Raw genomic sequence first — 23,596 nt, forward strand, 5'->3', positions numbered from 1 at the left:
CTTTATTACATATTGTAATTACTTTTGGCTCGTTTATTGATAAATGCAAAGACAAAATCATTATTGTTACTAAAAAAACAAGACAGATTTAACTGCTTTTTTATAATAAACTAACCATCTTATACTTTCATAAAAACACTGTTTTTTTGTTTATTTTTGTGAGTAGAAGAACATTGATATTTTTATGCTAAAACAACAACTAAATTTTAAGCTTTCTCAAAAACTATCTCCTCAGCAAATTCAACTTATGAAGCTGATTCAATTGCCTACACAAGCTTTTGAACAAAAATTAAAACAAGAGATGGAAGAAAATCCCGCATTAGATAGCGGTAAAGATAAAGCAGACGAATATGATGATGCTTTTAGTAATGAAAATGCAGCAGATGATGATTATGGTAATGAGAAAATTGAAACCGAAATCAATGTAGACGAATATTTAAGTGATGATGAAATTCCGAGCTATAGATTAAGTTCAAATAATTATAGCAATGATGATGAAGAAAAAAGTGTACCCTATGCTTCTGGCACATCATTTCGACAACACTTAATAAATCAACTAAACACCTATAGATTTGATGAAGAAGAGCGAGAAATAGCAGAATTTCTTGTTGGCAGTGTAGATGAAAGCGGATACATAAGAAGATCCCTGTCTGACATTCTTGATGACTTGGCGTTTACACAAAACGTTTACACTACTGAAGAAAAAATCGAAAGCATCTTAAAAGTTGTACACCAATTAGATCCTGCTGGTGTTGGAGCACGTAACCTACAAGAGTGCCTATGGATCCAATTGGACAGAAAAGAAACTACAATACCTATAAAATTAGCTTCAGAAATACTGAAAAAGGCTTTTGACCATTTTAGCAAAAAGCATTATGATAAACTTTTGGCCAAATTTGACATCACAGAAGATCAGTTAAAAGAAGCAATAGATGAAATTGAGCACCTTAATCCTAAACCAGGAGGAGCTTATGCAGGTAACAATAGGATGATAGAACATGTAGTGCCTGACTTTACTATAAGAATTGTTGAAGGCGACCTAGAACTTACTCTAAATGGGCGTAATGCTCCGGAACTTCACGTTTCTAGAGAATACAATAACATGCTACAAGGCTACAAAGCCAGTAAAGAAAAATCTAAATCTCAAAAAGATGCAGTAATCTTTATCAAACAAAAGTTAGATGCTGCTAAATGGTTTATAGAAGCTGTCAAACAAAGACAACAAACACTTTTTATCACTATGAGTGCAATAATGCACTATCAAAAGAGTTATTTTCTTAGTGGCGATGAACGTACTTTAAGACCAATGATCCTAAAGGATATTGCTGACGAAATTGACATGGACGTTAGTACAGTTTCTCGTGTAGCTAATAGTAAATATGTAGATACTCCTTATGGCACTAAGCTCATTAAAGAGTTCTTTTCAGAATCCATGACAAATGATCAAGGTGAAGAGGTTTCTACAAGAGAAATAAAAAAAATACTAGAAATAACAATAGGCGAAGAAGACAAGAAAAAGCCATTAACAGATGAAAAACTTGCCAAAATCCTAAAAGAAAAAGGATATCCTATTGCTAGAAGAACTGTAGCTAAATATCGGGAACAATTAGAAATTCCAGTTGCGCGGTTACGAAAGAAAATTTAATGAATTTTTTTCTAAAAAGTATTTCTTACATTTTACATCCTTTATTGATGCCTCTAGTGGGCGCAATAATTTATTTCTCTGCTGCGCCAAGATTTATCCCGGAAAACATTGTACAAGCAAAAATTTTTGGAGTAGTAGTAATGACCATTTTAATTCCGATTGTCTTATTTTTTTTCCTTAAAAGTATTGGAGCAATTACTTCGGTTCGTTTAGCAACAGTCAAACAACGTAAAATTCCATTATTACTCCAAGCCTTGTTGTTAATTGTTGTTATAAAATTGATCGTAGACATTTATCACCATCCAGAACTCTATTTTTTCTTTTTAGGAGTTTTATTTTCTATTCTTACTTCTATTTTTATGGTTTTATTTAATGTAAAAGCTAGCATACATATGATTGGCATAAGTGCTGTAACTATGTTTACAATAGCATTAAGTATTCATTTTGGAATGAATTTAATACTACTTATTACATCTCTTATGATTGCCAATGGACTAGTAGCGACCTCTCGATTACACTATAAAGCTCATACAAATTTGGAGTTGATATTAGGTTTTTTAATTGGGATAATTCCGCAACTAACTCTTGTAAATTTTTGGTTATAAAATATAAAAGATCAATCCGACCTTAACAGGATTCAAATTAACTTTATCACTATCATCGATCAATGCATTTTTATCAAATAGCGTATTTAAGCTATAGTAAAAGTGAAAATTAAAGGTATTCCACCCAAAAGTAAATGTAGCCCCAAACCGCCATCGTTCTAATTCGTCAATTTTTGTTTGCCTAACTTGTAAATCACCTTGATCAAAGTTAGAGCTAAAATGATACAGATACCCTACTCTTAAACCTGTATAAATTCGATAAAACTTATGCGTCTCTGGCACCGATGTTCTCCATCTAAATTCAAGAGGAGCTTCGACTAAATGTGTGTTAAATCTATTTCTTTTAAAATCAACTCCATTTAAACGATTAAAAATACTTTGTTCTGTATTCTCTTCTTCTCCTATAAACAGATTATGGTTAAATAGATTTACAGAATATCCCAATCCCAATCCTATGGCAATGTTTCGTCTCTTATTTATTGGCATATCTCTAGTATATCCCATATGTATTCCTCCAGAAAAATCAGATTGACTAAAACCACTAGGCGTGTTTAAAAGAAAGTTATACGTAACGGCTACGTAAAATTGATCCTCTCGATACAATGAATCTAAAACCTTTTTTTCTTCCTGGTTTACATCAATTTCTTGTCCGAAGCAACTCAAGGCAGAAATAAAACATAGAACAAATAAAAATACATTCTTCATACAGATCACTAAAGTAAATTTATTTCCTCAAAAAATAGGTAAACTTTAAAAAAAACAACTATCACATTGTGAGTAAGGCCCAAAACACACTTTTTGTTTTAGACCTTACTCAATTGTACTACCCTACTAATATTATGGCCTTAAATTATCTGTAGCCATTCCTTTTCTAGTAGTGTAATTAATTTTAAGAGCCTGTATCTCTCTTAATTCTTTTTTAATATCTCCTACCAATCCCATATTAGTATCTTTATCTACCTTTAAGGATGTTATTAAAAATGGAACCAACTCATCAGGCTTAGATGCTCTTTCTGCTAAAATAAATGCTTTAATATCCTTAATCTCGGCAAATTTATCATTTAGTTGAATTCTTGCTTCTGTTCCGACATTCTTATACCTTGAACTAGGTTTACCAGCATATATATTCATAATCAAACTTTTATTATCAAGTTTTTCTACTTGGTCCGCATAAGGCAGCTCATTTTTAATCATTAGAGTATCTTTTCGCATTTTTGTAGCTACCATAAAGAAAAACAATAACATAAACACGATATCGGGTAATGAAGCAGTTGAAATTTCTGGTAACTGTGTACCTTTCTTATTTTTAAATTTAGACATAAGACTAGAGAATTAAATTATTATTGAAATACTGGTTCTGCTTCAGAAATTTTTTCTGGAAACATAGATTGTATTTTTTTAATCTTTTCTCTTAAATCTTTCCTGTCAACACTATTTGTTGTATTCTTTAAATTCCTTTCGAGTTCTTGAAATGAAGTACCAAATAATCTAATTGCCTCTCTGTTACGCAAAATTGTATAAGCCCCTACCAATTCATTTTGAACGGTAATGTATGTTTCATAATTGGTCTTACGATTATTAACAACTGATATTACAGCCTTATCTGGGTTATCAGAAGAGTGTATATCATGCTCTCCTTTACAATAAGAGCAACTTAACTCTCCTGTACCACCTCCATTATCTAAAAATGCGATAGCCGCATTCTTAAGCGCTGTGACATCCATTTTCTCGCCTTCTACTAAAAGCTCATTCAATTGATTTAATTCTACAGTAAAGATGTTTCTTTTTCGGATAACATTATCTACAGGATCGTCTATTGGTGGTGGAAGTTTTCTGGATATCCCATAATCCGTCTCAATAGTTGTTGTAACCAAAAAAAAGATGAGTAATAAAAACGCAATGTCCGCCATAGAACCTGCATTTACACTTGGTGCTGATCTTCTTGCCATAATAAATATATATTTAATTAATAATTACTTACAGAATCAACTAATTGTGACTATAAGTGACAAGAATGATTTAGAAGAGACTATTGAAAACGACAGGTTGGTAGGTTAGTAAGGTGTCTATTTCAAATAAAAACTGGGATTATCTACATATAATTCAATATCACTTTGGATGGCTAGATATTGATACTAAAATGTTAGATCACAATTATTAAAACAACAACAATTGTTATACCACTTTTTAAAAATCAAAGGAATAAAAATGAAAATCATAAAAAATCCCACCTTTTGGTGGGATTTTAATCTAATATTATAATAAGATGAAGTACCGTAGATTCTATTCAATATTGTTAACAGCCTCTCCGGTTCTGGTTGTATAGTTAATCTTCAGCGCTTGTACTTCTCTTAATTCTTTTTTGATATCACCTACAAGTCCCATATTAGTATTACCATCAACTTTTAAAGCAGTAGTTAAGAAAGGTACTAATTCTTCTCTTTTAGCAGCTCTTTCGGCTAATATGAACGCTTTGATATCTGCAACTTCGGCAAACTTATCATTAAGTTGAATTCTAGCTTGGTTACCAGCACTTGCACTGTATCTTGAACTAGGTTTACCTGCATATATATACATTACCAAATCTTTTTTATCAAGCTTCTCTATTTGATCGGCTTGTGGTAACTTATTCTCAATCATCAATGTATTTTGACGCATTACTGTCGCAACCATAAAAAAGAATAATAACATAAATACAATATCCGGTAATGAAGCTGTAGAAATCGCTGGTAATTCACCACTTTTTTTCTTGTTAAACTTAGACATAAGAATTTTGTTTTTGTTATTACTTATTTCTTTGGTTCTGCCTCAGAGAGTTTCTCTGGGAACATAAACTGTATCGTTTTTATATCTTCCTTAAGTGATACTTTACTACCTGTATAGTTCACATCTTTTAGGTTTTTTTCCATCTCTACGAAAGTTTTACCAAAAAGACGTTGTGCTTCTCTATTACGTAATGTTGTATATGCTGCAACCAATTCATTTTGAACAGCTATATACGTTTGATAATTAGTTTCTCTATTATTACGCAGAGAGATTACGGCTTTAGTAGGATTATCTGATGAAGATGGATCTCTATCACCTTGACAGAATTTACAAGCTTCATCTCCTGTACCACCACCATTATCTAAGAATTTGATTGCTGCTTCACGAAGATCCTTTAATTCCATCGGAGCTTCTTCCACTAACAAATCATTATTCTTGTTCAGCTCTACCACAAAAATATTTTTTTGTTTAAGAACTGGTGGTTCAACATTATCCTCCTGTGGTGGAGGAAGCTTACGGCTAATACCGCTATCCGTTTCAATAGTAGTAGTAACCAGGAAGAATATAAGAAGTAAGAATGCTATATCTGCCATAGATCCTGCATTAACTTCTGGTGCTGATCTTCTTGCCATAATTATTTACCTATTAGTTTTTTAATACCAGAGAAAAACATTAGTCCAACTGCAACTGCAGCCAAAACATAAAATGCATATAATCCAGTTCCTACCCATTTAGATCCACTAGCAGAAAGTACTTCACCATCTTTCATTGGGGTTTCTACACCTGTTGCAAGCGCAAAACCGATACCAACGATAATTAAGAAAGCAACTATACCTATAGCAGCATTTTTAAGACCTGCAGGGTTTTTTGCCAATGTTGAAAATACAGCAATTAAGGTAGCAATAATAGTAACTACAAAGATAATCAATGTAAGACTATATAAAGGATCTACTGATGGGCTAGCCAATTCTAAAGGAAGTTCTCTAGCTTCAGAAACACCATTTTGATCCATTAAATCACTAATTGAACTACTCATTACATACCAAAGGATTGCTCCGATGATACCAATTGCCATTACAACATATGATAATATTTTAGAAATTTTCATGTGTCTTATTTTTTAATTTGGAATGCTTACCGCACTCATAATAAACAATAACGATTTACTTTTCTGTAGGTAAACTGTTATTATTTTTTGTTTTTGTAAGCTACCAACATATCGATTAACGTAATCGAAGCGTCTTCCATATCATTTACAATTCTATCAATTTTTGCAACGATATAGTTGTAAAATATTTGAAGAATAATTGCAACAATAAGTCCAAATACTGTAGTAAGAAGTGCTACTTTAATACCTCCTGCTACAAGTGAAGGTTGCATATCTCCTGCAGCTTCAATCTTATCAAATGCTTGAATCATACCTATTACCGTTCCCATGAAACCAAGCATTGGTGCAAGAGCGATAAATAAAGAAACCCATGATACATTTTTCTCTAACTGTCCCATTTGAACACCTCCGTAAGCAACAACTGCCTTCTCTGCAGCATCTATGCTCTCGTCTGCTCTATCAAGACCTTGATAGTAAATTGATGCAACTGGTCCTTTTGTATTTCTACAAACTTCCTTAGCTGCTTCAACACCACCACTGTTAAGTGCATCTTCAACATTTTGTTGTAATTTCTTAGTGTTTGTTGTAGAAAGATTTAAAAAGATAATTCTTTCAATTGCAATCGCCAGACCTAGAATCAAACATAAAAGTACGATTCCCATAAATTCAGGTCCTCCTTCTATAAAACGCTTTTTAAGGTTTTGATGGAAGGATAACTCTTCTGTAGCATCGGCTGCCACATCTTGTATTGTTGTCGTAGTTATAGGAGCAATTAATAATTGCACATTTGCCGTTAATAACTGGGCTGGTGCAGTAGATGCTTGTAAGTTTCCAAAAGCTGTTACCGCTACGATTGCCAGAATAGAAAATAATCTTTTCATTGCGCTGAATCTTAATTTTAATTAGTTAAAGGGTTAAAGATATAAAAATAATATATATTCTTTCAAAAATTTAAATATATTGCAGAGAGGAAGGGATTCGAACCCTCGATACGCTTTTGACGTATACACACTTTCCAGGCGTGCGCCTTCGACCACTCGGCCACCTCTCTTCACTATTCCCTATAAATTTAGGGATGGGCAAATAACAAAAAAAATGTTAAGTACTAAAATTTGAGGCGTTAATTTTCTGACATTTCCCCTCGCAGAGAAGTTTCATAAATGGTTTTGAGCACTTTAAGAGGTAAATTTTCTCCTAACAAATACATTAATTTAGCGAGTGCAGCCTCGGTTGTTATGTCTTTCCCAGAAATTACACCAACTTTTTTTAACGCTACACTAGTATCATATTTCCCCATTTCTACACTTCCTCCCGAACATTGTGTTACATTTACTACAGGAATCCCCTTCTTTATGGCATCAGAAATAATTGAAATAAACCATTTTTTTGTGGTTGTATTTCCTGATCCATAAGTCTCAAGAATTATGCCTTTTACATCATCTGAAGAAAAAATATGTCGAACTATATTTTCATTAATCCCTGGAAAAAGTTTTAAAACGACAATATTATTATCAAAATGGGTATGATAAACCATTTTTTTGCGCCTATTTACCGATCTTAAAAAAGATGTATTCACTTTTAAATGAACTCCAGACTCTACCAGTGCAGGGTAATTCATTGACTGAAAAGCTTCAAAATGTTCTGCATTAATTTTTGTAGTTCTATTAGCTCTTAGCAATTTATATTCAAAATAAAGTCCAACTTCTGTAACCACAGGCTTACCCTTCTTTTGTAAAGCAGAAATTTGTATAGCAGTAATTAAATTTTCTTTAGCATCAGTTCTCAAATCACCAATTGGTAATTGAGAACCTGTAAAAATGATAGGTTTGGTCAAGTTTTCAAACATAAAACTTATAGCCGAAGCTGTATATGACATTGTATCGCTACCATGCAACACAACAAAACCATCATAATTGGCGTAATTGTCATTAATAATATTGCCTAATTCTTTCCATCGTTCGACATTCATGTCTGAGGAATCTATAGGAGTTTGAAAACTAATTGTGCTAATTGTGCAATCCAGTTGTCGCAACTCGGGTATTTTCAACAACAACTCATCAAAATCAAAAGCTATTAATGCTCCTGTTTCAAAATCTTTGATCATACCAATGGTACCACCAGTGTAAATCAGCAATATGTTTGGTGTAGTATTCATATCGCAAATGAACGAAATTTAATACACTTTATATACCAAAAACGTCTTTAGAGTTTTTAGTTGTGATTTCGGCTATTTCTTCTGCTGATATCTGATATACTTCTGCAAGTTTATTTAGTACATTGATCAAATAAGAGCTTTCGTTACGTTTACCGCGATATGGTGTTGGAGCTAAATAAGGTGAATCTGTTTCTAACACAATATGATCTAAAGATATTTGATCCAAAAACCTATCTATTTTACCATTTTTGAAAGTCACCACTCCACCAATACCTAATTTCATATTGTAATCTATTGCACGCTTTGCATCCTCTATTGTGCCTGTAAAACAATGAAAAATACCAAATAAATCATCTGCCTTTTCTGATTCTAAAACCTCAAAAACTTCTTCAAAAGCCTCTCTACAATGAATTACAATAGGTAAACTATATTTCTTTGCCAATTTAATTTGAAATTTAAAGGCTTCTTTTTGAAATTCTAAAAGTGTTTTATCCCAATATAAATCTATACCTATTTCGCCTACAGCAAAAAACTTTTTCTCTTCTTGATTTTGAAACCGTTTTTCTAACTCTTCTTCTACATGATGTAATTCTTCTCTATAATTTTCTTTCACATGAGTTGGATGCAACCCCATCATCAAAAATACATTTTCAGGATATTTTGATTCTATATTATACATTGATTGGGTATATGCAGAGTCAATTGCAGGAACAAAAAAACGAGTAACCCCATTTGCTATAGCTCGTTGCATCATTTCATCTTGATCATCATCAAAGGATTCGCTATAAATATGGGTGTGGGTATCGGTAAGTATCATCTCGCAAAAATAAATAAATTTTATAATCGACAAGGATACATGTAAGAGATATTATGCTCTAGAAAAAAGATTAATTTACACTAATAATTCTTTGAAGAGGTATAATAGTAGATTGTTTAAGAATTACAGATTTTTCGGTAATCCCCCAAACAGTAGTTTCTACTTTTTTTGCACCATTATCATCAACAAAAGTAATCTTAACTTTTTCGTGCTCTAAATTACCTAAACTCATTGCTCTTTTTAAATTCAGGCATCTATTATGCATATCCATTTTATTGTCTAAAACCTCTTGTTTTGGGAAATTTAAAAATTGTATTTGTTCTTTATCAATTGCTTGTATATGCTTATGTGCTCTCATAACTTGTAATTTTAATTATTCTTAAAACTTAGTAGCATTCACCTACAATACATTACAAATTTCGATCTTTACAATGTTAAAAACATCGTTAATTAACAAATTGATTAACAATTCAACAAATAATGTTTTTTAAGTATTTAGCACTAAAGCAAGATTATAATTCATTGATCATGAACACCATATAGCAAGTGTCGAAAAGAATTCTGTAGTAAACCTGTAGAATATTTTACGTAGAATTTTTTTTCCTTAATTCTGAATAAAAAACAATTTTACAATTTGTTCAATAGTTTTTGAGCATTTTGATAATCTTCTGCGGTTTTAGGAAGTTTTTTAAGCAATGTTCTACATCGGCTGTACTTTTTCTGCTTTAACTCAGCTAAGGCCTCAAACCAAAGTGCTTTGTACTTAAACAAAGAATCCCCTTGATACAGTTTTTGAAAAACATTTTTTGCTTCAGGATACCTATTCAATTCTAATAATGAAATTCCATAATAGAACTGATATTCTGAGTTATTTATATCTTTCTGCAACAAAGCAAAAAGATTATCTGCAGCAACATCATATTTTCTTTCATTAAAAGCTTCTTCTGCTTTCTTAATGTAAACCTCCCCCCCACTTCTTTCTGTTAGTGATAATTCAGGAATATCAACAAAATCCTTATATACAGGGTCAGACGGGGTTAAAAAGTAAACTCCTATTATAATAGCTACACTTGCCGCTATTGCATATGTCCAACGGGGTATTCGAATTACTTTGGGTTGCTTAGTAATATCTTTATGACTTTGTTTTACTTCTTCTTTGCGCTTTGAAAAGAAATTATCACCAATATGTTTTAAGTTATTTTCTAACGCTTTTTGTTCTTTTTCTGAAGTACTACTTACCTCTATATGCAAATGCAAATCTTGATACAATCTAAATTCTTTTGCAAAAGCAGTATCTTCTTTGACTAATTTATCTAGCCTTTTTTGATCATTTATTGTTAACTGTTGAGTACAATATCGATCAAACAAATCATATTTTTCTTCTGGGGTCATAGCAAATCTTGTATTTGATTATACTTAGGAGCGTTTTGAACCAACTTAGTTAATTGCCCAATGCATAATGATTTCTTTTTACGAACGTACCCATATGATTTTCCTAGCTTTAGCGCTACTTCTTCCATAGATTTGATTGTAAATGTCATTTTTAGTAATTCCTTACATGCATTACCAAGTAGATTAAACATCTCTGTAAAAAGTTCATGTTTTGCATTAAAAATTTCGGTTTCATCTGCAAAACGAACACTCTCATCATCTATAGATACAACCTCTTCATTAATTGTTACCTCTTTACCAGAAAGTTTTTTTAACTCGTTTAACCACTTTCGTTTACATAATAAAAAGAAATAAGCATCAAAAGGACAGGTTAGCTGTAATCGGTTTTCTTTTGCTTGCTTATATATAGTCATTAAAGTTTCCTGTACAATATCTTGAGCTTTTGATTCATCTCCATTATTTTTTTTTATGTACCCCACAACCTTAGGAACAAATTTCTCATAAATCTCTACCAAAAGTCGGGTATCATTTTTTAAAAGAGCCTCGATATATTTTTGATCAGAATGTAGTTTAGAATTGGACATAAATGATTAGTTGCAGGAACTAATTTAAAAAAAGTTTAAACAAATAATGGTAACAAAAAATCAAAGTAGTTGATATAGGGGTGTAAATAATAAAATTAAAGCATCATGAAAATTATTAAAAACCACAAGCTCCATACATCAACACACTACCTAACAAAACTACTCTTATTTTTTACAGTGTCTTTTATTGTACTTTCATGTGAGGGAGAAGATGGAGCAATCGGACCACAAGGAGAACAAGGTTTACAAGGAAATACAGGAGAATCAGGAACAGCAAACATCATCTATTCTGAATGGATCAACACTGGTTTAAGTGATAATATAACAAGCGTAAATACATCTTTTACGTTTGATGCACCTGAGATCAATGCTGAAATCCTTAATTCTGGAATCATTTTGGTGTACGGAAGATTTTTTGACACCAATAATGGGATCAGAGTCTATCAATTACCAATAACTGTCGGTGTAGGTTCTACACGACTATCATATTTATTTAATGCTTCTTCTGGAAAAATAGAAGTTCGTATAAATTCTGCAGAAATTATAGGAACAAACGATTTTCTGCAACAATACAGGTATGTAATAATACCACAAGATCAGGCCTCAAAATCCTCTCTGGATTATACAAAAATGTCTTATCAAGAAATTAAAAACATACTTGAAATCCCCTTTGAATAATTGGCAATCTCATTAAGCATAAAAAATAGTTCTAATAAAGGGTAACAAAAAACAATAACCTCTGATATAAAGGTATAACTATTAAAATTCAATATTATGAAAACAAAAAATACAACAATCACAGTATCCAATAATACTAGGAATACAAAATACAAAATAGTCAATTTTATGTTTTTAACGCTATCTATTCTTTTTCTAGGAAGCTGTAATACAAACGATGACAATGATAATCCACCTGTAGAAACTCGCGATGGATTAGAATTTAAAGCAGAAATTATTGAAAATCGAAATGAAGCCAAACAAATTGTCGATATAAACGGGAGTGCTAATTCAGAAGTTTATGGAACCGAAGGAACTATATTATACTTTCCTGCCAATAGCTTTGTTGATCAAAATGGAATTCCTGTTACTGGAAATGTTGCTATTGAGCTTGTAGAAATTTATGATAAAGCAAAGATGTTATTAACCAAAATGCCAACAAACGGCAAACGTCCTAATGGAGATGTAGAAACATTAATATCTGGAGGAGAATTTTATATAAATGCTACTCAAGCAGGAGAACAATTAGAACTTGCCAATGCGTTTCAATTAATTGCTCCTGCTGAAACATTTGATAATGAGATGACTCTTTTTAATGGTCAGAACAATAATTGTGATGATGAATTCGAATGCGATATCGTGTGGGAGGAAGATGAAGAAGCTGACTTAGAGCCAATACAAAGAGAAGGACCCGATGGAGGTGTAGTAAATGGTTACGGAGGTTTTATTAGCAATTTTGGGTGGACTAATATTGATCGATGGTATAATGACCCTAGACCAAAAACGCTACTACAAGTTGATGTTCCTGAAGGGTACGACAACACAAATTGCAATGTATACATTTCTTATGACGGTGAACCTACTGCCCTTGCATTACTAGATATCTACGATCCAGAAACCGAATTATTCTCTGAACATTATGGATTAATCCCAATTGGCTTAGAAGCACATATAATCTTTGTTTCTGTTCAAAACTCAGAATATGTATATGCAATCCAAGAAGTGGTTATAGAAGAGGATCATATAGAAGTAATAGAAACAACCAGTACTGCAACAGAATCACAATTAATTGATTTAATTAATGAGTTACCATAAATCTAAAAATATGATGTCTAAGATGCTAGAATATGTTTATTAGTTTAACGGGGGTTACAACAGGTTCTAGTCTAAATTCCGAGAGGATTTATCTCTCGGAATTTTTTATATCTAAAAAAGGGTAACAAAACAATTATGTTTTTGATATAAGGATATAAACACAAAATCCAAGTATTATGAAAACTTTAAAAACCTTATTCACTCTATCAAATCATAATAGGTTTGCAAAACAATTATTATCAAAGCCGTTAATACTTTTTTTAAGCATTTTCATTTTGGCAAGTTGTGAAACAGATGACTCTATAAATGACTTACAAACCAATGGACCGGTTTTCGATATTAATCTTTTTGAACAAAACATTATAAATTATGTAAATTCAGGCGGTAATACTCCTGTAGGTTGGTCCTATACAATAAGCGAAAACGGAAATCTAGCTAGGTCAAATAGCTACGGTCAAGCTAGAACAGCTGCAGACGGAGCATTAGATTTTACTTTGGATAAAGAAATAAACGTAGCAAGCGTCACAAAATTCTATACCGCCATTGCGGTTATGCAATTGCTCGAAACTAATAATCTAACTATAGATGATAAGATATCAGAATGGCTTCCGTCGTCTTGGCCTCAAGGACCAGGAGTAAGCGACCTTACTTTCAAAGATTTATTGACACATCGATCAGGACTAGAAAGCTCTAATAACAATTTTAATGCAACTCTAGGGTACCAAGGTCTTGCTGTTTGCATACGAACAGGAGTAATAAATTCTAAAAACTACAGCTACCTTAATGTAAATTTTGCTTTATACCGAGTACTTATACCATCACTTTGGAGCGCACTACCAAATGCCCCAACAATCGATATTAATAGTGATACAGATACTCGATCTAAATACATTCAATACATGCAGCAAAACATTTTCGACAGAATATCACTTCCAGATGTTGGTTGTTCTCCAGAACCTGAAGATATAGTAACCTTATATTACAATGTAAATGATATAAATACTAATGCCAATGGACTTGTATATAGTGATTGGAACAATAAAGCCGGAGGTGGTGGATATTATATGACAACAATTGAAATGGCTAAAGTAATTGCATTCTTTGAACACTCTGAAATATTGGTTAATCAAAACCAAAGAGCAATAATGAAATTACATCGAATTGGAATGGATCGAGCTGATCTAGCAGATGAAATCCATGGTAATTATTATGGAAAAGGTGGATCTATTGGTACAAACAGTAATCAAACCCTATCCAAAGGAGTGCTTACACAAATGGTTATGTTTCCAATTAATGGCATTGATTGTGTTGTTGTAATGAATTGTAGGGGAGTTACTCTAAACAATAATACAAATCTAAGACAAATGATTTATGACGCTTACAACAATGCTTGGCAATAATTCGGATTAAATATTCGAATACAAAAACACATATCAAAAATTTAATATCTCAACTCATATTCTGGGGGATGTATTCTCCCAGAATTTTACAGTTTAACTTTTTACTTATCTTTAGTAACAACTAACAAATATGAAGGGGTTCATTAGTATATATTGGATTATAGCATTTCCTTTTGCGTGTTTTGGGCAAATCTTAGTTAATGACACCATAACAAGATTTGCACCTATATCTTATGAAATCCAAGGAAATCAAGTCATGTATAATGCTCAAATGCCGCCTCTAAATCAAATTGCTGGCGCTCCTAAGGCATTTTATACATACTATTGGGAAATGGGTGATGGCAACTATAGTTTTAAAGAAAAACCAGAACACAAGTACAATAAATCTGGAACCTATACAACTAGACTTTGGGCTACTAACAATTATGATAACGGAAAACCACCATCTAGCAGACCTCAATCTGTTTCAATCGGTAAGATCAACGACGAAGCTACTCTACAAAACGTTATCTCTCCTTTTACAGAAGATCAAGATCTAATTTTAAAACGAAATCGTGAACCCATTCCAGATCAGGAAATGATTTTAATAACGAGTTATAAAAACACTTCTAATTATGTTTCTAGTGGGAAATTATACCTATTCTACAATGACAATCAATTTAAAAATGACAATTTTATCTTAGAAGACACAAGAATGTATCATGGTGAGCGCATAACAACATTAGATGCTCTATCGGCAGCACAAAATTACTCAAACGATCAACATACGCTTTTAGCATCTCTTGATGATTTTGTAACATCGCATAAAAGAACGTTTATTCAAGACAGCACCAAAAGAAAAAATCTCCCTCTTACTTTAGAAGAGTCTAAAGCGCTATATCGAAACCACCAGATGATTGAGTTTAATAATATGAAACCTGGTGAAGAACGGAACATTTTTAGAACGCTAAGAACCACTCCCGAAATGATTAAAGACACTAGTGCTATTGTAACTTTACGTAGTATCTATGTTCCTGATGAAAATTTTGACAACCACACCGTAAAAGACACCGAAATGGAAATCGTAACTTCTCATGATCCCAATAAAATGTCTTCTAATGGTTGGCTTATGAATTATAGATTAGTGAGATTTAAAAGGTTAAAATTTAAAGTGCGTTTTCAAAACAATGGAGAAGGCCCTGCCAATACAATAAGATTAGAAGTTGACACTCCAGAAATGTTTGACAAATCTACTTTACGAATTGACGGCATGTATCCTGATTGCCCAATTTGTCCAAAAGAAAAAGAGGTGAATTATAGTTGTTTAGACACTACTTTACAAAAAGACAAAATCATCTTTCAATTTAACAAAATTTATCTCCCAGGAAGCCAACAAAAAAACGTCTCCGAAATTGATTCTACAAAAGGATTCGTAAAATATTCTATGAAATTTGGCAATGATTTTCACAAGAAAAAAACAAAAAGTAGAACAGCAATTTTTTTTGATAAAAATGAACCCATTATAACCAATTATGCTACTACTCGTTTTATGCCCGGGATCTCTATCGGAGCAAAAGCTGGGTATATTACATCTCCTAATCTAAATAACTATAAAGAGTATTTTTTAGGTGCCACAATATCACCTTTCAAATCATACAAAGCATATTATCAGGCAGAATTATTTTTTTCTTCTGGATCTTACAATGAAACTCGAGATTTTGAGACAAGAAACGTTCAAGCCGACGGAACAGTAAATCTTATTAGATTCAGAGAATCCAATAATTTTAATACAACTTCTATTTATGCTGTACCTGGATCGATTCGGTATAATCTCAATAATTTTATGGCTATTGGAACTGGTATTCAGCTAAAAATTGATGCTACTTTAAACAATGATCGTGAAACCAACGGAACAGGTTTTCAAATCATCCAGAATGGAAATGAAAGACCAAATCCAGACCTTAACTCTTTTAACGCTGAAGAAATCGATGATAGTTTTACTAACCTACAAACAGGAGTGTTTATCGGTATAAATTTAGGAACTGTTAGAATTGGACCTAGTTTAGGCATTAGATATGTGTACAATTTTGATAGTCCAAACTCTCAAATTCAATTTTATGGAATTTGGAAATTTTAAAATATTTTTTTTATCTATTGGTTTTGCATGGTTCATAGGGAATCCAACTCAAGCTCAAACGCAGCATAAAACGTCTGATTTTTTATACAATCAGTTGGATTATTTTTTACAAAACCCCACTTCATCCAGCGCTTTACGTTTAGATAAACTTATTAATTCTAAAAAACAAAAACTACATACCAAAACAGATCAACTTGCATGGGTGATCACGCATGCTAATTTGGGATTTTATCTAAACAAATTTGGCAATCTACCTGCTGCTATTCATCATTATGAAATATCATGGAAAACATACTCCGACAATACCCTATCGAATTATGATATTATAGAGAACTGTCTAAAACCTCTTGGAAACTTATACATCAAAATAGGAGATTTAGAAAAAGCAGACAGTACTATAAAAAGCTATTTATATTTAGCAGAACAAAATCAAAACAAGTCTAAGGTAGTTTCAGGAATTACAAATCTTTCGATCGTATACAATAACAAAAAGCAGTATCAAAAAGCTATACAACTATTATATAAAGGTCTAGAAATTGATTCTAACAATCCTAACCTTCTTACTAACCTTGCCACAAACCAGTTAGCACTCAAAAATTATAACCAAGCGCAAGAGTTAGCACAACAAATAATCACCATTGCACCTAATCAAATTAATGCATACCAAATTCTTGCGGCCATAGCACTAGAAAAAAAAGATATAGAACGCGCAAAAAATTATATCAATAAAGCAAAGAATCGATTATTAGAAAATAAAAACACATCTACAAGGGATCTTGCCAAATGGCAATTAGCTTACATTGATATTTTATTATCTAAATCAGAATTTACAGAGATTCAAAAAGTATTAACCGAAATTTATACCACGCTCTTACCAGAATACACTGAAACAAGTAAACTACCTCTTGAAAAAAACCTAATAGCCGATAGAGTACTTCTTAAAGCTCTTGATATTCAATCCTATATTTACGAGCGGACCGGGCAATCAATTAAAGCTATTCAATCTTATGATTTAGCATTTGTCGTAAACACAAAATTAGACCTGCTTTACCCACTACAAGAAACTAGAATTTTACAACATAGTCAAAACAGAAATAGAACTGAATCTTATATTGATCTGCTATTTTTACTACACCACAAGACAAATAATGAAAAGTATATTGAAAAAGCATTTCTAGCCGCCGAACAATCCAAAGCCCCTTTTGTAAACGAAGCTTTAGTATCAAAAAAAATATTATCTCGGTATAAAAATGATTCTTTGGTGCTCAAAAAAAAGCAATTGACTCAAGAAATTGCCACTCAAGAAACATTAATTTTAAGAGAAAAACTACAAGGTCAAAATGCTAATATTGTTAAAATTCACGAACTCACTACTGCTTACAACACAAAATCAATAGCATTAAAAGAGCTTTCAAAAAAACTTGAATACAAATACCCCATATTACTGGATCATCAAAAAACTATCTCTATTTCTGACCTTCAAAAAAAAATTAAAGAAGATAACATTGTACTGATTGAATATTTCTATGGAAACCAAAACATTTATCAATTCAAAATACACCATAATCATTTTGAAGTCAGTAAAATTGAAAACTCTGAAGATTTCAAAAAAACTATTAGATCTTATATCGATTTTTTTGATAATGCCTCAAAAATCAAAGACGACATTAAACGCTTCACAAAGAATAGTTATGAAGTTCTAAGGGCTCTAAAGATTCCTACAAATACTGATAAACTAATAATCATCCCTGATAGTTTCTTAAATTTCATCCCCTTTGAAACGCTACTTACAAGACCTGTAGATACTTATATTTTTCAGGACATGCCTTTTTTACTCACTTCTACCGAAGTCAGTTATGAAATTTCTGCAAAAAAATATATAAGATCAACTACCAAACACAATACAAACAACAGCATTTTAGGTGTTTTTCCTGTATTCGAAAAAACAGAAATTGCATTACCTAATTCCGTTTATGAAAGTGAATCAATTCAGCAATATTTTAAAGGTGATTTTTTGCAAAACGAACAAGCAACTTATAAAAACTTTCTTAAAAAAGCAGAACAGCACAATATCATACATTTATCCACCCATGCAACTCCAGGTAGTTTTTTAGTTCCTGCAGCCATTAAATTTAGAAATCAAGATATTTTTGTAAACCAATTATACTCTTCATCACTTTCAGCCGAATTAGTAGTATTAAGCGCATGCGAAACTGGCATCGGGAGACTTTCAAAAGGAGAAGGCCCAATCAGTATTAGTAGAGGTTTTCAATATGCAGGAATAGAAAATGTTCTTTTTTCACTTTGGAAAGTAAATGATAAAACAACAGCACAGCTTATGAACAGCTTTTATAAAAACCTGAACAATTCTAACTTAAAAGCTAAATCACTACACCAAGCAAAATTAGAATACCTTAACCAAAAAAACCTATCCAATATTCAAAAATCCCCATATTATTGGGCTGCTTTCGTATATTATGGTTCAATCGAGGATCAAAGACATTCATCACTTTACATCTGGTATTGTATTGGCATTATTGTATTCTTATTAATTGTTCTATTTTTACACAAGTTTCTTCAAAATAAAAAATGAACACACTTCGAAAATTTTTAACTCAAAAAGAATACAAACCAATAAAGTTAGTTTTTACCAAAACAAATCATTTTGAAATCAAGGCTACGTTAAATGGTATTGAGGGCAACTTTATTTTAGATACAGGAGCATCCAACTCTTGCGTTGGTTTTGAGGCAGTAGAAAAATTCAACTTATTTGCACAAGACAGCGACGTATTAGCTGCTGGCGCTGGTGCTACAGATATGCTCACACAAGTTTCCAAAAAAAATACTATCCAAATTGGAAAATGGTCTAGAAAAAGAATATCGCTAGTTTTATTTGATTTAAATCATGTCAATACAGCTTTAATTGCACATCAAGCAGAACCTGTAGATGGTATTATTGGAGCTGATATTCTTAAACGAGGAAAAGCTATAATTGATTATGAGCGAACGTGTTTATATTTAAAATAATAGTTACCAAACTACGGTTGCTATTATTAGAAAAATCACATACCTGTTCTTATTGCTTCAACTGGATCTAGTTTAGATGCAGATATTGCGGGTAAAATCCCAGCGATTAATCCAATTATGGTAGAAGAAAACATACCCCAAAACATATTAGAACTAGACAGTATAAATTCAAAATCACCTGTGAAATTAGACGCTAAAATTGATATCAACCAGACCAAAAAGAGTCCGATTAATCCCCCAAAAATAGCAAGAATTATAGCTTCAAATAAAAACTGAAATAATATAAATCTTCGCTTGGCTCCTAGTGCTTTTTGTATTCCGATTAGGTTAGTTCTTTCTTTCACGCTGACAAACATAATATTAGCGATTCCAAAACCACCAACCAATAAAGAGAACATCCCTATAAACCCACCTATTTTTGACATTGTACCCGTAATATTATCTATAAAATCAGTAAACCCCTGTAGTTGGTTTACAAAAAAATTATCTATCTGATCTGGTTTCAAACCTCTATATGTACGCACCTTTTGTTTCAAAACAGCTATAAATTCTTGAACATCTGTATCTGATTCTGGTTTTATAATAATAGCCGGAAAAGAAGACTTATTATTATCTCCATAAATCTTTCTAACCATATTCACAGGCAATATAATCATGGTATCCTTACTATTTCCAAAAAGTCCACTCCCCTCTTTTTGAAGTACTCCAATAACTGTAAACTTTCGTCCATACAATCGAACTTTTTTCCCGACCGGGTCGGCCGAACCAAATAAGCTATTAGCAATCTCATCACCTATAACAATTACAGGAGCACCACCAACAGATTCTTGTTCATTAAAAAACCTACCCTTTACAACCTGTAACTCTTCAATATCATAATAATCATTTGTTACTGGCGCAATATCTACATTACTAATACTTTCATCTTGATATTTTATAGTTTCTGGCGTAACATTAAGCGTAAAACTCGTAGCTCTTAATTCGGGCATTGTTCTTTTAATATACTGATATTCTTCAAAAGTAACATCAGGAAACTGCTCTCGTTTCCATTGCGGTATTGATGTAGGACCAAACGAAAAACGCATTAGATAAATTGTACTATTATCTAGCGAGCTAATACTACCTTTGATCTCTTGTTTTAAAGAATCGACCGCGGCTAGTACGCCTATAATTGAGAAAATCCCAATAGTCACTCCTAGTAAAGAAAGAAATGTACGCAACTTATTATTTTTAAGCGCGTTGATGGCAAAATTCAAACTCTCTTTAAATACTCTAAGATAAATTAGCATATCTTACTTAACTGAAATTAAAATTAATATCTCTTATTAGGCATAAATTTTCTGATAAGAAAACAGACGATTTCGCTGGTATTTTAAAGATAGGACGTTTTCCTTTAATTTTTGTTACAAATTACAACAAACAATTACACATAATTGATTGTCTAATTGCATAGTAAATTACTACTTTTGCGTTTTTACTAACTAAATTTTCTCATGAGCAACACAAAGACAGCGAAATCCGCATTAATTTCTGTATTTAGTAAAGACGGATTAGCACCTATCGTAAAAAAATTAGACGAACTTGATATTACCATTTATTCTACTGGAGGTACTGAAAAATTCATTAGAGATTTGGGAATTGATGTGATTCCTGTAGAAGATGTTACTTCATACCCTTCTATCTTAGGAGGCAGAGTAAAAACATTACACCCAAAAGTATTTGGTGGAATTCTTAATCGTCAAAATAACGATAATGATGTTGCAGAACTTGAGCAATACGAAATCCCGCAGATAGATATCGTAATTGTGGACCTTTATCCTTTTGAAAAAACAGTTGCTTCTGGAGCTTCAGAACAAGATATAATTGAAAAAATAGATATTGGCGGAATTTCTTTAATCAGAGCTGCTGCTAAAAACTTTGCAGATGTGACTTGTGTGGCTTCTGTTGATGATTATGCCGAATTTTTAGATGTTATTTCTGAAGGAGACGGAGAAATATCAATAACCGATCGCAAGCGTTTCGCAGCAAAAGCTTTTAATATTTCTTCGCATTACGATACTGCAATCTTCAATTATTTTAATAATGACCATGAAATACCTTCATTAAAAATTAGTGAAACCAAAGGTAAAGTTTTGCGTTATGGAGAAAACCCTCATCAAAAAGGTTTTTTCTTTGGAAATTTTGATGCCATGTTTGATAAATTACACGGTAAAGAATTATCGTATAATAATCTCCTTGATGTGGATGCTGCAGTAAACTTAATGAGCGAGTTTAAAGGAGAGGCACCTACATTTGCAATTTTAAAACACAATAATGCTTGTGGATTAGCACAACGAGAAACTGTTTTACAATCTTATGTTGATGCTTTGGCAGGAGATCCGGTTTCAGCTTTTGGCGGAATCCTGATTAGTAATACCGAAATAGATGAAGCTACCGCAGACGAAATACACAAGTTATTTTGTGAAGTAGTGATCGCACCATCTTTTAGTAATGAAGCTATCGAAGTTTTAAAAGGGAAGAAAAATAGAATTCTTTTAGTTCAAAAAAATATTGATTTACCACAAACTCAGGTCCGTTCTTGTCTTAACGGTGCCCTAGTTCAGGATAAAGATCTTAAAACAGATGCTAAAACGGATCTAGAAACTGTTACCACATTAGCTCCTACTGAGGCACAAGTTGAAGATCTTTTGTTTGCCTCTAAAATATGTAAACACACAAAGTCTAATACAATAGTTTTTACCAAAGGAAAACAACTATTAGCTAGCGGAACTGGACAAACATCAAGAGTAGATGCTTTAAAGCAATCTATAGAAAAAGCTAATACTTTTAATTTTGATCTTAATGGCGCAGTAATGGCAAGTGATGCTTTTTTTCCATTTCCGGATTGCGTAGAAATAGCAGACAAAGCAGGTATCAAAGCAGTGATACAACCAGGAGGTTCTATAAAGGATAAATTAAGCATAGAGTACTGTGATCAAAACGGAATTGCAATGGTTATGACCGGAACTCGCCATTTTAAACATTAATTTTATTACATTTACTGAATTTTAACCCCTTTTTTGACATTTTATGGGATTTTTTGACTTCTTTACCGAAGAAATAGCAATAGATTTAGGTACCGCTAATACGTTAGTAATTCACAATGACAAAGTAGTGGTGGATAGCCCGTCTATTGTTGCCAGAGATATTATGAATGGCAAAATAATAGCTGTAGGGAAAGAAGCAGCTATGATGCAAGGAAAAACTCATGAGAACATAAAAACCATTCGCCCTCTCAAAGATGGAGTGATTGCAGATTTTGATGCTAGTGAAAAAATGATAAGTATGTTTATCAAAGATATACCAGCATTAAAGAAAAAACTATTTGCACCTGCTTTGCGTATGGTAATTTGTATCCCATCTGGAATTACAGAAGTAGAGATGCGAGCGGTAAAAGAAAGTGCAGAACGTGTAAACGGAAAAGAAGTATATCTAATTCATGAACCTATGGCTGCAGCCATAGGTATTGGTGTTGACATTATGCAACCTAAAGGAAACATGATCGTAGATATAGGTGGAGGTACAACTGAAATTGCAGTCATTGCATTAGGAGGTATTGTTTGTGACAAGTCGGTAAAAATTGCAGGTGACGTATTTACTAATGATATCATTTATTATATGCGTACTCAACATAATTTATATGTTGGTGAACGCACTGCCGAAAAAATAAAAATACAAATAGGGGCAGCTACAGAAGATCTCGAAATACCACCAGAAGAGATGAATGTGCAAGGACGTGACCTTTTAACCGGAAAACCAAAACAGGTTCAAATTTCTTATAGAGAAATGGCAAAAGCCTTAGATAAATCTATTTTACGTATCGAAGACGCAGTAATGGAAACTTTATCTCAAACTCCACCAGAACTTGCTGCAGACATCTATAACACTGGGATTTATCTTGCAGGAGGAGGTTCTATGTTACGAGGATTAGATAAAAGATTATCGCAAAAAACAGATTTACCTGTATATATTGCAGAAGATCCATTAAGAGCAGTTGTAAGAGGAACGGGAATCACACTTAAAAATTTGAGTAGATACAAAAGCGTACTCATTAAATAGTAGTGTTAAAAAACAGCATTTAAAATATACATAATTTTCTGATTTTACGTTATCCTGCTTTAATGCGTTAT

Annotated in this window: 23 protein-coding genes and 1 tRNA gene; 10 read left to right on the plus strand and 14 right to left on the minus strand. The window is 32.4% G+C overall.

From position 1 onward, the window contains the following. Positions 1–184: 184 nt before the first annotated feature. Complete coding sequence (rpoN, locus tag D1816_RS13225) at positions 185–1,645, plus strand: RNA polymerase factor sigma-54 (RefSeq protein WP_066317509.1); 1,461 nt, start codon at positions 185–187, stop codon at positions 1,643–1,645. Beyond that, positions 1,645–2,250 carry a hypothetical protein gene (locus D1816_RS13230; RefSeq protein WP_118503397.1) on the plus strand — a complete coding sequence of 202 codons (606 nt, stop codon included), beginning with the start codon at positions 1,645–1,647 and terminating at the stop codon, positions 2,248–2,250. Before rpoN ends, D1816_RS13230 begins: the two co-directional genes overlap by 1 nt. Here D1816_RS13230 and D1816_RS13235 read toward each other — a convergent pair. From D1816_RS13235 to D1816_RS13295, 13 genes are all read right to left on the minus strand, one after another. Next, on the minus strand, positions 2,245–2,955 hold the full coding sequence (locus D1816_RS13235; protein WP_066317518.1) for a porin family protein: 711 nt from the start codon (positions 2,953–2,955) through the stop codon (positions 2,245–2,247). The genes D1816_RS13230 and D1816_RS13235 overlap by 6 nt on opposite strands. A 132-nt stretch (positions 2,956–3,087) precedes the next feature. Next, the gene (locus D1816_RS13240) at positions 3,088–3,570 is read right to left on the minus strand and encodes a biopolymer transporter ExbD (RefSeq protein ID WP_118503399.1); all 483 of its coding nucleotides are present in this window, start codon (positions 3,568–3,570) and stop codon (positions 3,088–3,090) included. Positions 3,571–3,590: 20 nt separating this feature from the next. After that, complete coding sequence (locus tag D1816_RS13245) at positions 3,591–4,199, minus strand: biopolymer transporter ExbD (protein ID WP_118503402.1); 609 nt, start codon at positions 4,197–4,199, stop codon at positions 3,591–3,593. Positions 4,200–4,533: 334 nt separating this feature from the next. After that, positions 4,534–5,016, minus strand: coding sequence for a biopolymer transporter ExbD (locus D1816_RS13250; protein ID WP_066317524.1), 483 nt, complete (start codon positions 5,014–5,016; stop codon positions 4,534–4,536). Between the two features lie 23 nt (positions 5,017–5,039). Next, entirely contained in the window at positions 5,040–5,648 is a 609-nt protein-coding gene (locus D1816_RS13255) for a biopolymer transporter ExbD (RefSeq protein ID WP_066317526.1), read from the minus strand. Positions 5,649–5,650: 2 nt separating this feature from the next. Next, complete coding sequence (locus tag D1816_RS13260) at positions 5,651–6,124, minus strand: hypothetical protein (protein WP_066317528.1); 474 nt, start codon at positions 6,122–6,124, stop codon at positions 5,651–5,653. An 80-nt stretch (positions 6,125–6,204) separates the two neighbouring features. Next, complete coding sequence (locus D1816_RS13265) at positions 6,205–7,005, minus strand: MotA/TolQ/ExbB proton channel family protein (RefSeq protein WP_066317531.1); 801 nt, start codon at positions 7,003–7,005, stop codon at positions 6,205–6,207. Between the two features lie 82 nt (positions 7,006–7,087). Beyond that, positions 7,088–7,175: transfer RNA gene (locus D1816_RS13270), tRNA-Ser, on the minus strand. 69 nt (positions 7,176–7,244) lie between these two features. Beyond that, complete coding sequence (locus tag D1816_RS13275) at positions 7,245–8,279, minus strand: asparaginase (protein ID WP_066317539.1); 1,035 nt, start codon at positions 8,277–8,279, stop codon at positions 7,245–7,247. Between the two features lie 28 nt (positions 8,280–8,307). After that, positions 8,308–9,096 (minus strand): TatD family hydrolase, encoded by a 789-nt coding sequence (locus tag D1816_RS13280; RefSeq protein WP_118503406.1) that lies wholly within the window; start codon positions 9,094–9,096, stop codon positions 8,308–8,310. A 70-nt stretch (positions 9,097–9,166) separates the two neighbouring features. After that, positions 9,167–9,454, minus strand: coding sequence for a hypothetical protein (locus D1816_RS13285; RefSeq protein ID WP_066317543.1), 288 nt, complete (start codon positions 9,452–9,454; stop codon positions 9,167–9,169). 269 nt (positions 9,455–9,723) lie between these two features. After that, a complete protein-coding gene (locus D1816_RS13290; RefSeq protein WP_118503408.1) occupies positions 9,724–10,488 on the minus strand; it encodes a tol-pal system YbgF family protein in 765 nt (254 codons plus the stop codon). Further along, positions 10,485–11,072, minus strand: a complete 588-nt coding sequence (locus tag D1816_RS13295; RefSeq protein WP_118503410.1) for an RNA polymerase sigma factor — start codon at positions 11,070–11,072, stop codon at positions 10,485–10,487. The genes D1816_RS13290 and D1816_RS13295 overlap by 4 nt, the downstream gene beginning before the upstream one ends. 105 nt (positions 11,073–11,177) lie before the next feature. Between D1816_RS13295 and D1816_RS13300 the strand changes: the two genes are divergently transcribed. The 6 genes from D1816_RS13300 to D1816_RS13325 all read left to right on the plus strand — a co-directional run bounded on the left by D1816_RS13300 (position 11,178) and on the right by D1816_RS13325 (position 19,427). Continuing rightward, a complete protein-coding gene (locus D1816_RS13300; protein WP_118503412.1) occupies positions 11,178–11,750 on the plus strand; it encodes a hypothetical protein in 573 nt (190 codons plus the stop codon). A 96-nt stretch (positions 11,751–11,846) separates the two neighbouring features. Further along, entirely contained in the window at positions 11,847–12,884 is a 1,038-nt protein-coding gene (locus D1816_RS13305; RefSeq protein ID WP_118503414.1) for a hypothetical protein, read from the plus strand. A 176-nt stretch (positions 12,885–13,060) separates the two neighbouring features. Next, a complete protein-coding gene (locus D1816_RS13310; protein ID WP_118503416.1) occupies positions 13,061–14,284 on the plus strand; it encodes a serine hydrolase in 1,224 nt (407 codons plus the stop codon). Positions 14,285–14,414: 130 nt separating this feature from the next. Next, positions 14,415–16,400, plus strand: coding sequence for a PKD domain-containing protein (locus D1816_RS13315; protein ID WP_118503418.1), 1,986 nt, complete (start codon positions 14,415–14,417; stop codon positions 16,398–16,400). Next, positions 16,381–18,993, plus strand: coding sequence for a CHAT domain-containing protein (locus tag D1816_RS13320; RefSeq protein ID WP_158597710.1), 2,613 nt, complete (start codon positions 16,381–16,383; stop codon positions 18,991–18,993). The genes D1816_RS13315 and D1816_RS13320 overlap by 20 nt, the downstream gene beginning before the upstream one ends. Further along, positions 18,990–19,427, plus strand: coding sequence for a retropepsin-like aspartic protease (locus D1816_RS13325; RefSeq protein ID WP_066317567.1), 438 nt, complete (start codon positions 18,990–18,992; stop codon positions 19,425–19,427). The genes D1816_RS13320 and D1816_RS13325 overlap by 4 nt, the downstream gene beginning before the upstream one ends. Before the next feature lie 35 nt (positions 19,428–19,462). Here D1816_RS13325 and D1816_RS13330 read toward each other — a convergent pair whose 3' ends face one another. Beyond that, a complete protein-coding gene (locus D1816_RS13330; RefSeq protein WP_118503422.1) occupies positions 19,463–20,716 on the minus strand; it encodes an ABC transporter permease in 1,254 nt (417 codons plus the stop codon). Between the two features lie 204 nt (positions 20,717–20,920). Here D1816_RS13330 and purH point away from each other — a divergent pair, with 204 nt between their 5' ends. Together purH and D1816_RS13340 are read left to right on the plus strand one after the other, a co-directional pair. Continuing rightward, a complete protein-coding gene (gene purH, locus D1816_RS13335) occupies positions 20,921–22,453 on the plus strand; it encodes a bifunctional phosphoribosylaminoimidazolecarboxamide formyltransferase/IMP cyclohydrolase (protein WP_118503424.1) in 1,533 nt (510 codons plus the stop codon). A 43-nt stretch (positions 22,454–22,496) separates the two neighbouring features. Further along, positions 22,497–23,525, plus strand: a complete 1,029-nt coding sequence (locus D1816_RS13340; RefSeq protein ID WP_118503426.1) for a rod shape-determining protein — start codon at positions 22,497–22,499, stop codon at positions 23,523–23,525. Positions 23,526–23,596: the final 71 nt, after the last annotated feature.

This window comes from Aquimarina sp. AD10, assembly GCF_003443715.1.
Classification (GTDB): Bacteria; Bacteroidota; Bacteroidia; order Flavobacteriales; family Flavobacteriaceae; genus Aquimarina; species Aquimarina aggregata.

What these genes read in the sequence shown, in the direction of transcription:
- rpoN (WP_066317509.1), top strand. Translation starts at nt 185, where the DNA reads ATGCTAAAACAACAACTAAATTTTAAGCTTTCTCAAAAACTATCTCCT.
- D1816_RS13230 (WP_118503397.1), top strand. Translation starts at nt 1,645, where the DNA reads ATGAATTTTTTTCTAAAAAGTATTTCTTACATTTTACATCCTTTATTG.
- D1816_RS13235 (WP_066317518.1), bottom strand. Translation starts at nt 2,955, where the DNA reads ATGAAGAATGTATTTTTATTTGTTCTATGTTTTATTTCTGCCTTGAGT.
- D1816_RS13240 (WP_118503399.1), bottom strand. Translation starts at nt 3,570, where the DNA reads ATGTCTAAATTTAAAAATAAGAAAGGTACACAGTTACCAGAAATTTCA.
- D1816_RS13245 (WP_118503402.1), bottom strand. Translation starts at nt 4,199, where the DNA reads ATGGCAAGAAGATCAGCACCAAGTGTAAATGCAGGTTCTATGGCGGAC.
- D1816_RS13250 (WP_066317524.1), bottom strand. Translation starts at nt 5,016, where the DNA reads ATGTCTAAGTTTAACAAGAAAAAAAGTGGTGAATTACCAGCGATTTCT.
- D1816_RS13255 (WP_066317526.1), bottom strand. Translation starts at nt 5,648, where the DNA reads ATGGCAAGAAGATCAGCACCAGAAGTTAATGCAGGATCTATGGCAGAT.
- D1816_RS13260 (WP_066317528.1), bottom strand. Translation starts at nt 6,124, where the DNA reads ATGAAAATTTCTAAAATATTATCATATGTTGTAATGGCAATTGGTATC.
- D1816_RS13265 (WP_066317531.1), bottom strand. Translation starts at nt 7,005, where the DNA reads ATGAAAAGATTATTTTCTATTCTGGCAATCGTAGCGGTAACAGCTTTT.
- D1816_RS13275 (WP_066317539.1), bottom strand. Translation starts at nt 8,279, where the DNA reads ATGAATACTACACCAAACATATTGCTGATTTACACTGGTGGTACCATT.
- D1816_RS13280 (WP_118503406.1), bottom strand. Translation starts at nt 9,096, where the DNA reads ATGATACTTACCGATACCCACACCCATATTTATAGCGAATCCTTTGAT.
- D1816_RS13285 (WP_066317543.1), bottom strand. Translation starts at nt 9,454, where the DNA reads ATGAGAGCACATAAGCATATACAAGCAATTGATAAAGAACAAATACAA.
- D1816_RS13290 (WP_118503408.1), bottom strand. Translation starts at nt 10,488, where the DNA reads ATGACCCCAGAAGAAAAATATGATTTGTTTGATCGATATTGTACTCAA.
- D1816_RS13295 (WP_118503410.1), bottom strand. Translation starts at nt 11,072, where the DNA reads ATGTCCAATTCTAAACTACATTCTGATCAAAAATATATCGAGGCTCTT.
- D1816_RS13300 (WP_118503412.1), top strand. Translation starts at nt 11,178, where the DNA reads ATGAAAATTATTAAAAACCACAAGCTCCATACATCAACACACTACCTA.
- D1816_RS13305 (WP_118503414.1), top strand. Translation starts at nt 11,847, where the DNA reads ATGAAAACAAAAAATACAACAATCACAGTATCCAATAATACTAGGAAT.
- D1816_RS13310 (WP_118503416.1), top strand. Translation starts at nt 13,061, where the DNA reads ATGAAAACTTTAAAAACCTTATTCACTCTATCAAATCATAATAGGTTT.
- D1816_RS13315 (WP_118503418.1), top strand. Translation starts at nt 14,415, where the DNA reads ATGAAGGGGTTCATTAGTATATATTGGATTATAGCATTTCCTTTTGCG.
- D1816_RS13320 (WP_158597710.1), top strand. Translation starts at nt 16,381, where the DNA reads ATGGAATTTGGAAATTTTAAAATATTTTTTTTATCTATTGGTTTTGCA.
- D1816_RS13325 (WP_066317567.1), top strand. Translation starts at nt 18,990, where the DNA reads ATGAACACACTTCGAAAATTTTTAACTCAAAAAGAATACAAACCAATA.
- D1816_RS13330 (WP_118503422.1), bottom strand. Translation starts at nt 20,716, where the DNA reads ATGCTAATTTATCTTAGAGTATTTAAAGAGAGTTTGAATTTTGCCATC.
- purH (WP_118503424.1), top strand. Translation starts at nt 20,921, where the DNA reads ATGAGCAACACAAAGACAGCGAAATCCGCATTAATTTCTGTATTTAGT.
- D1816_RS13340 (WP_118503426.1), top strand. Translation starts at nt 22,497, where the DNA reads ATGGGATTTTTTGACTTCTTTACCGAAGAAATAGCAATAGATTTAGGT.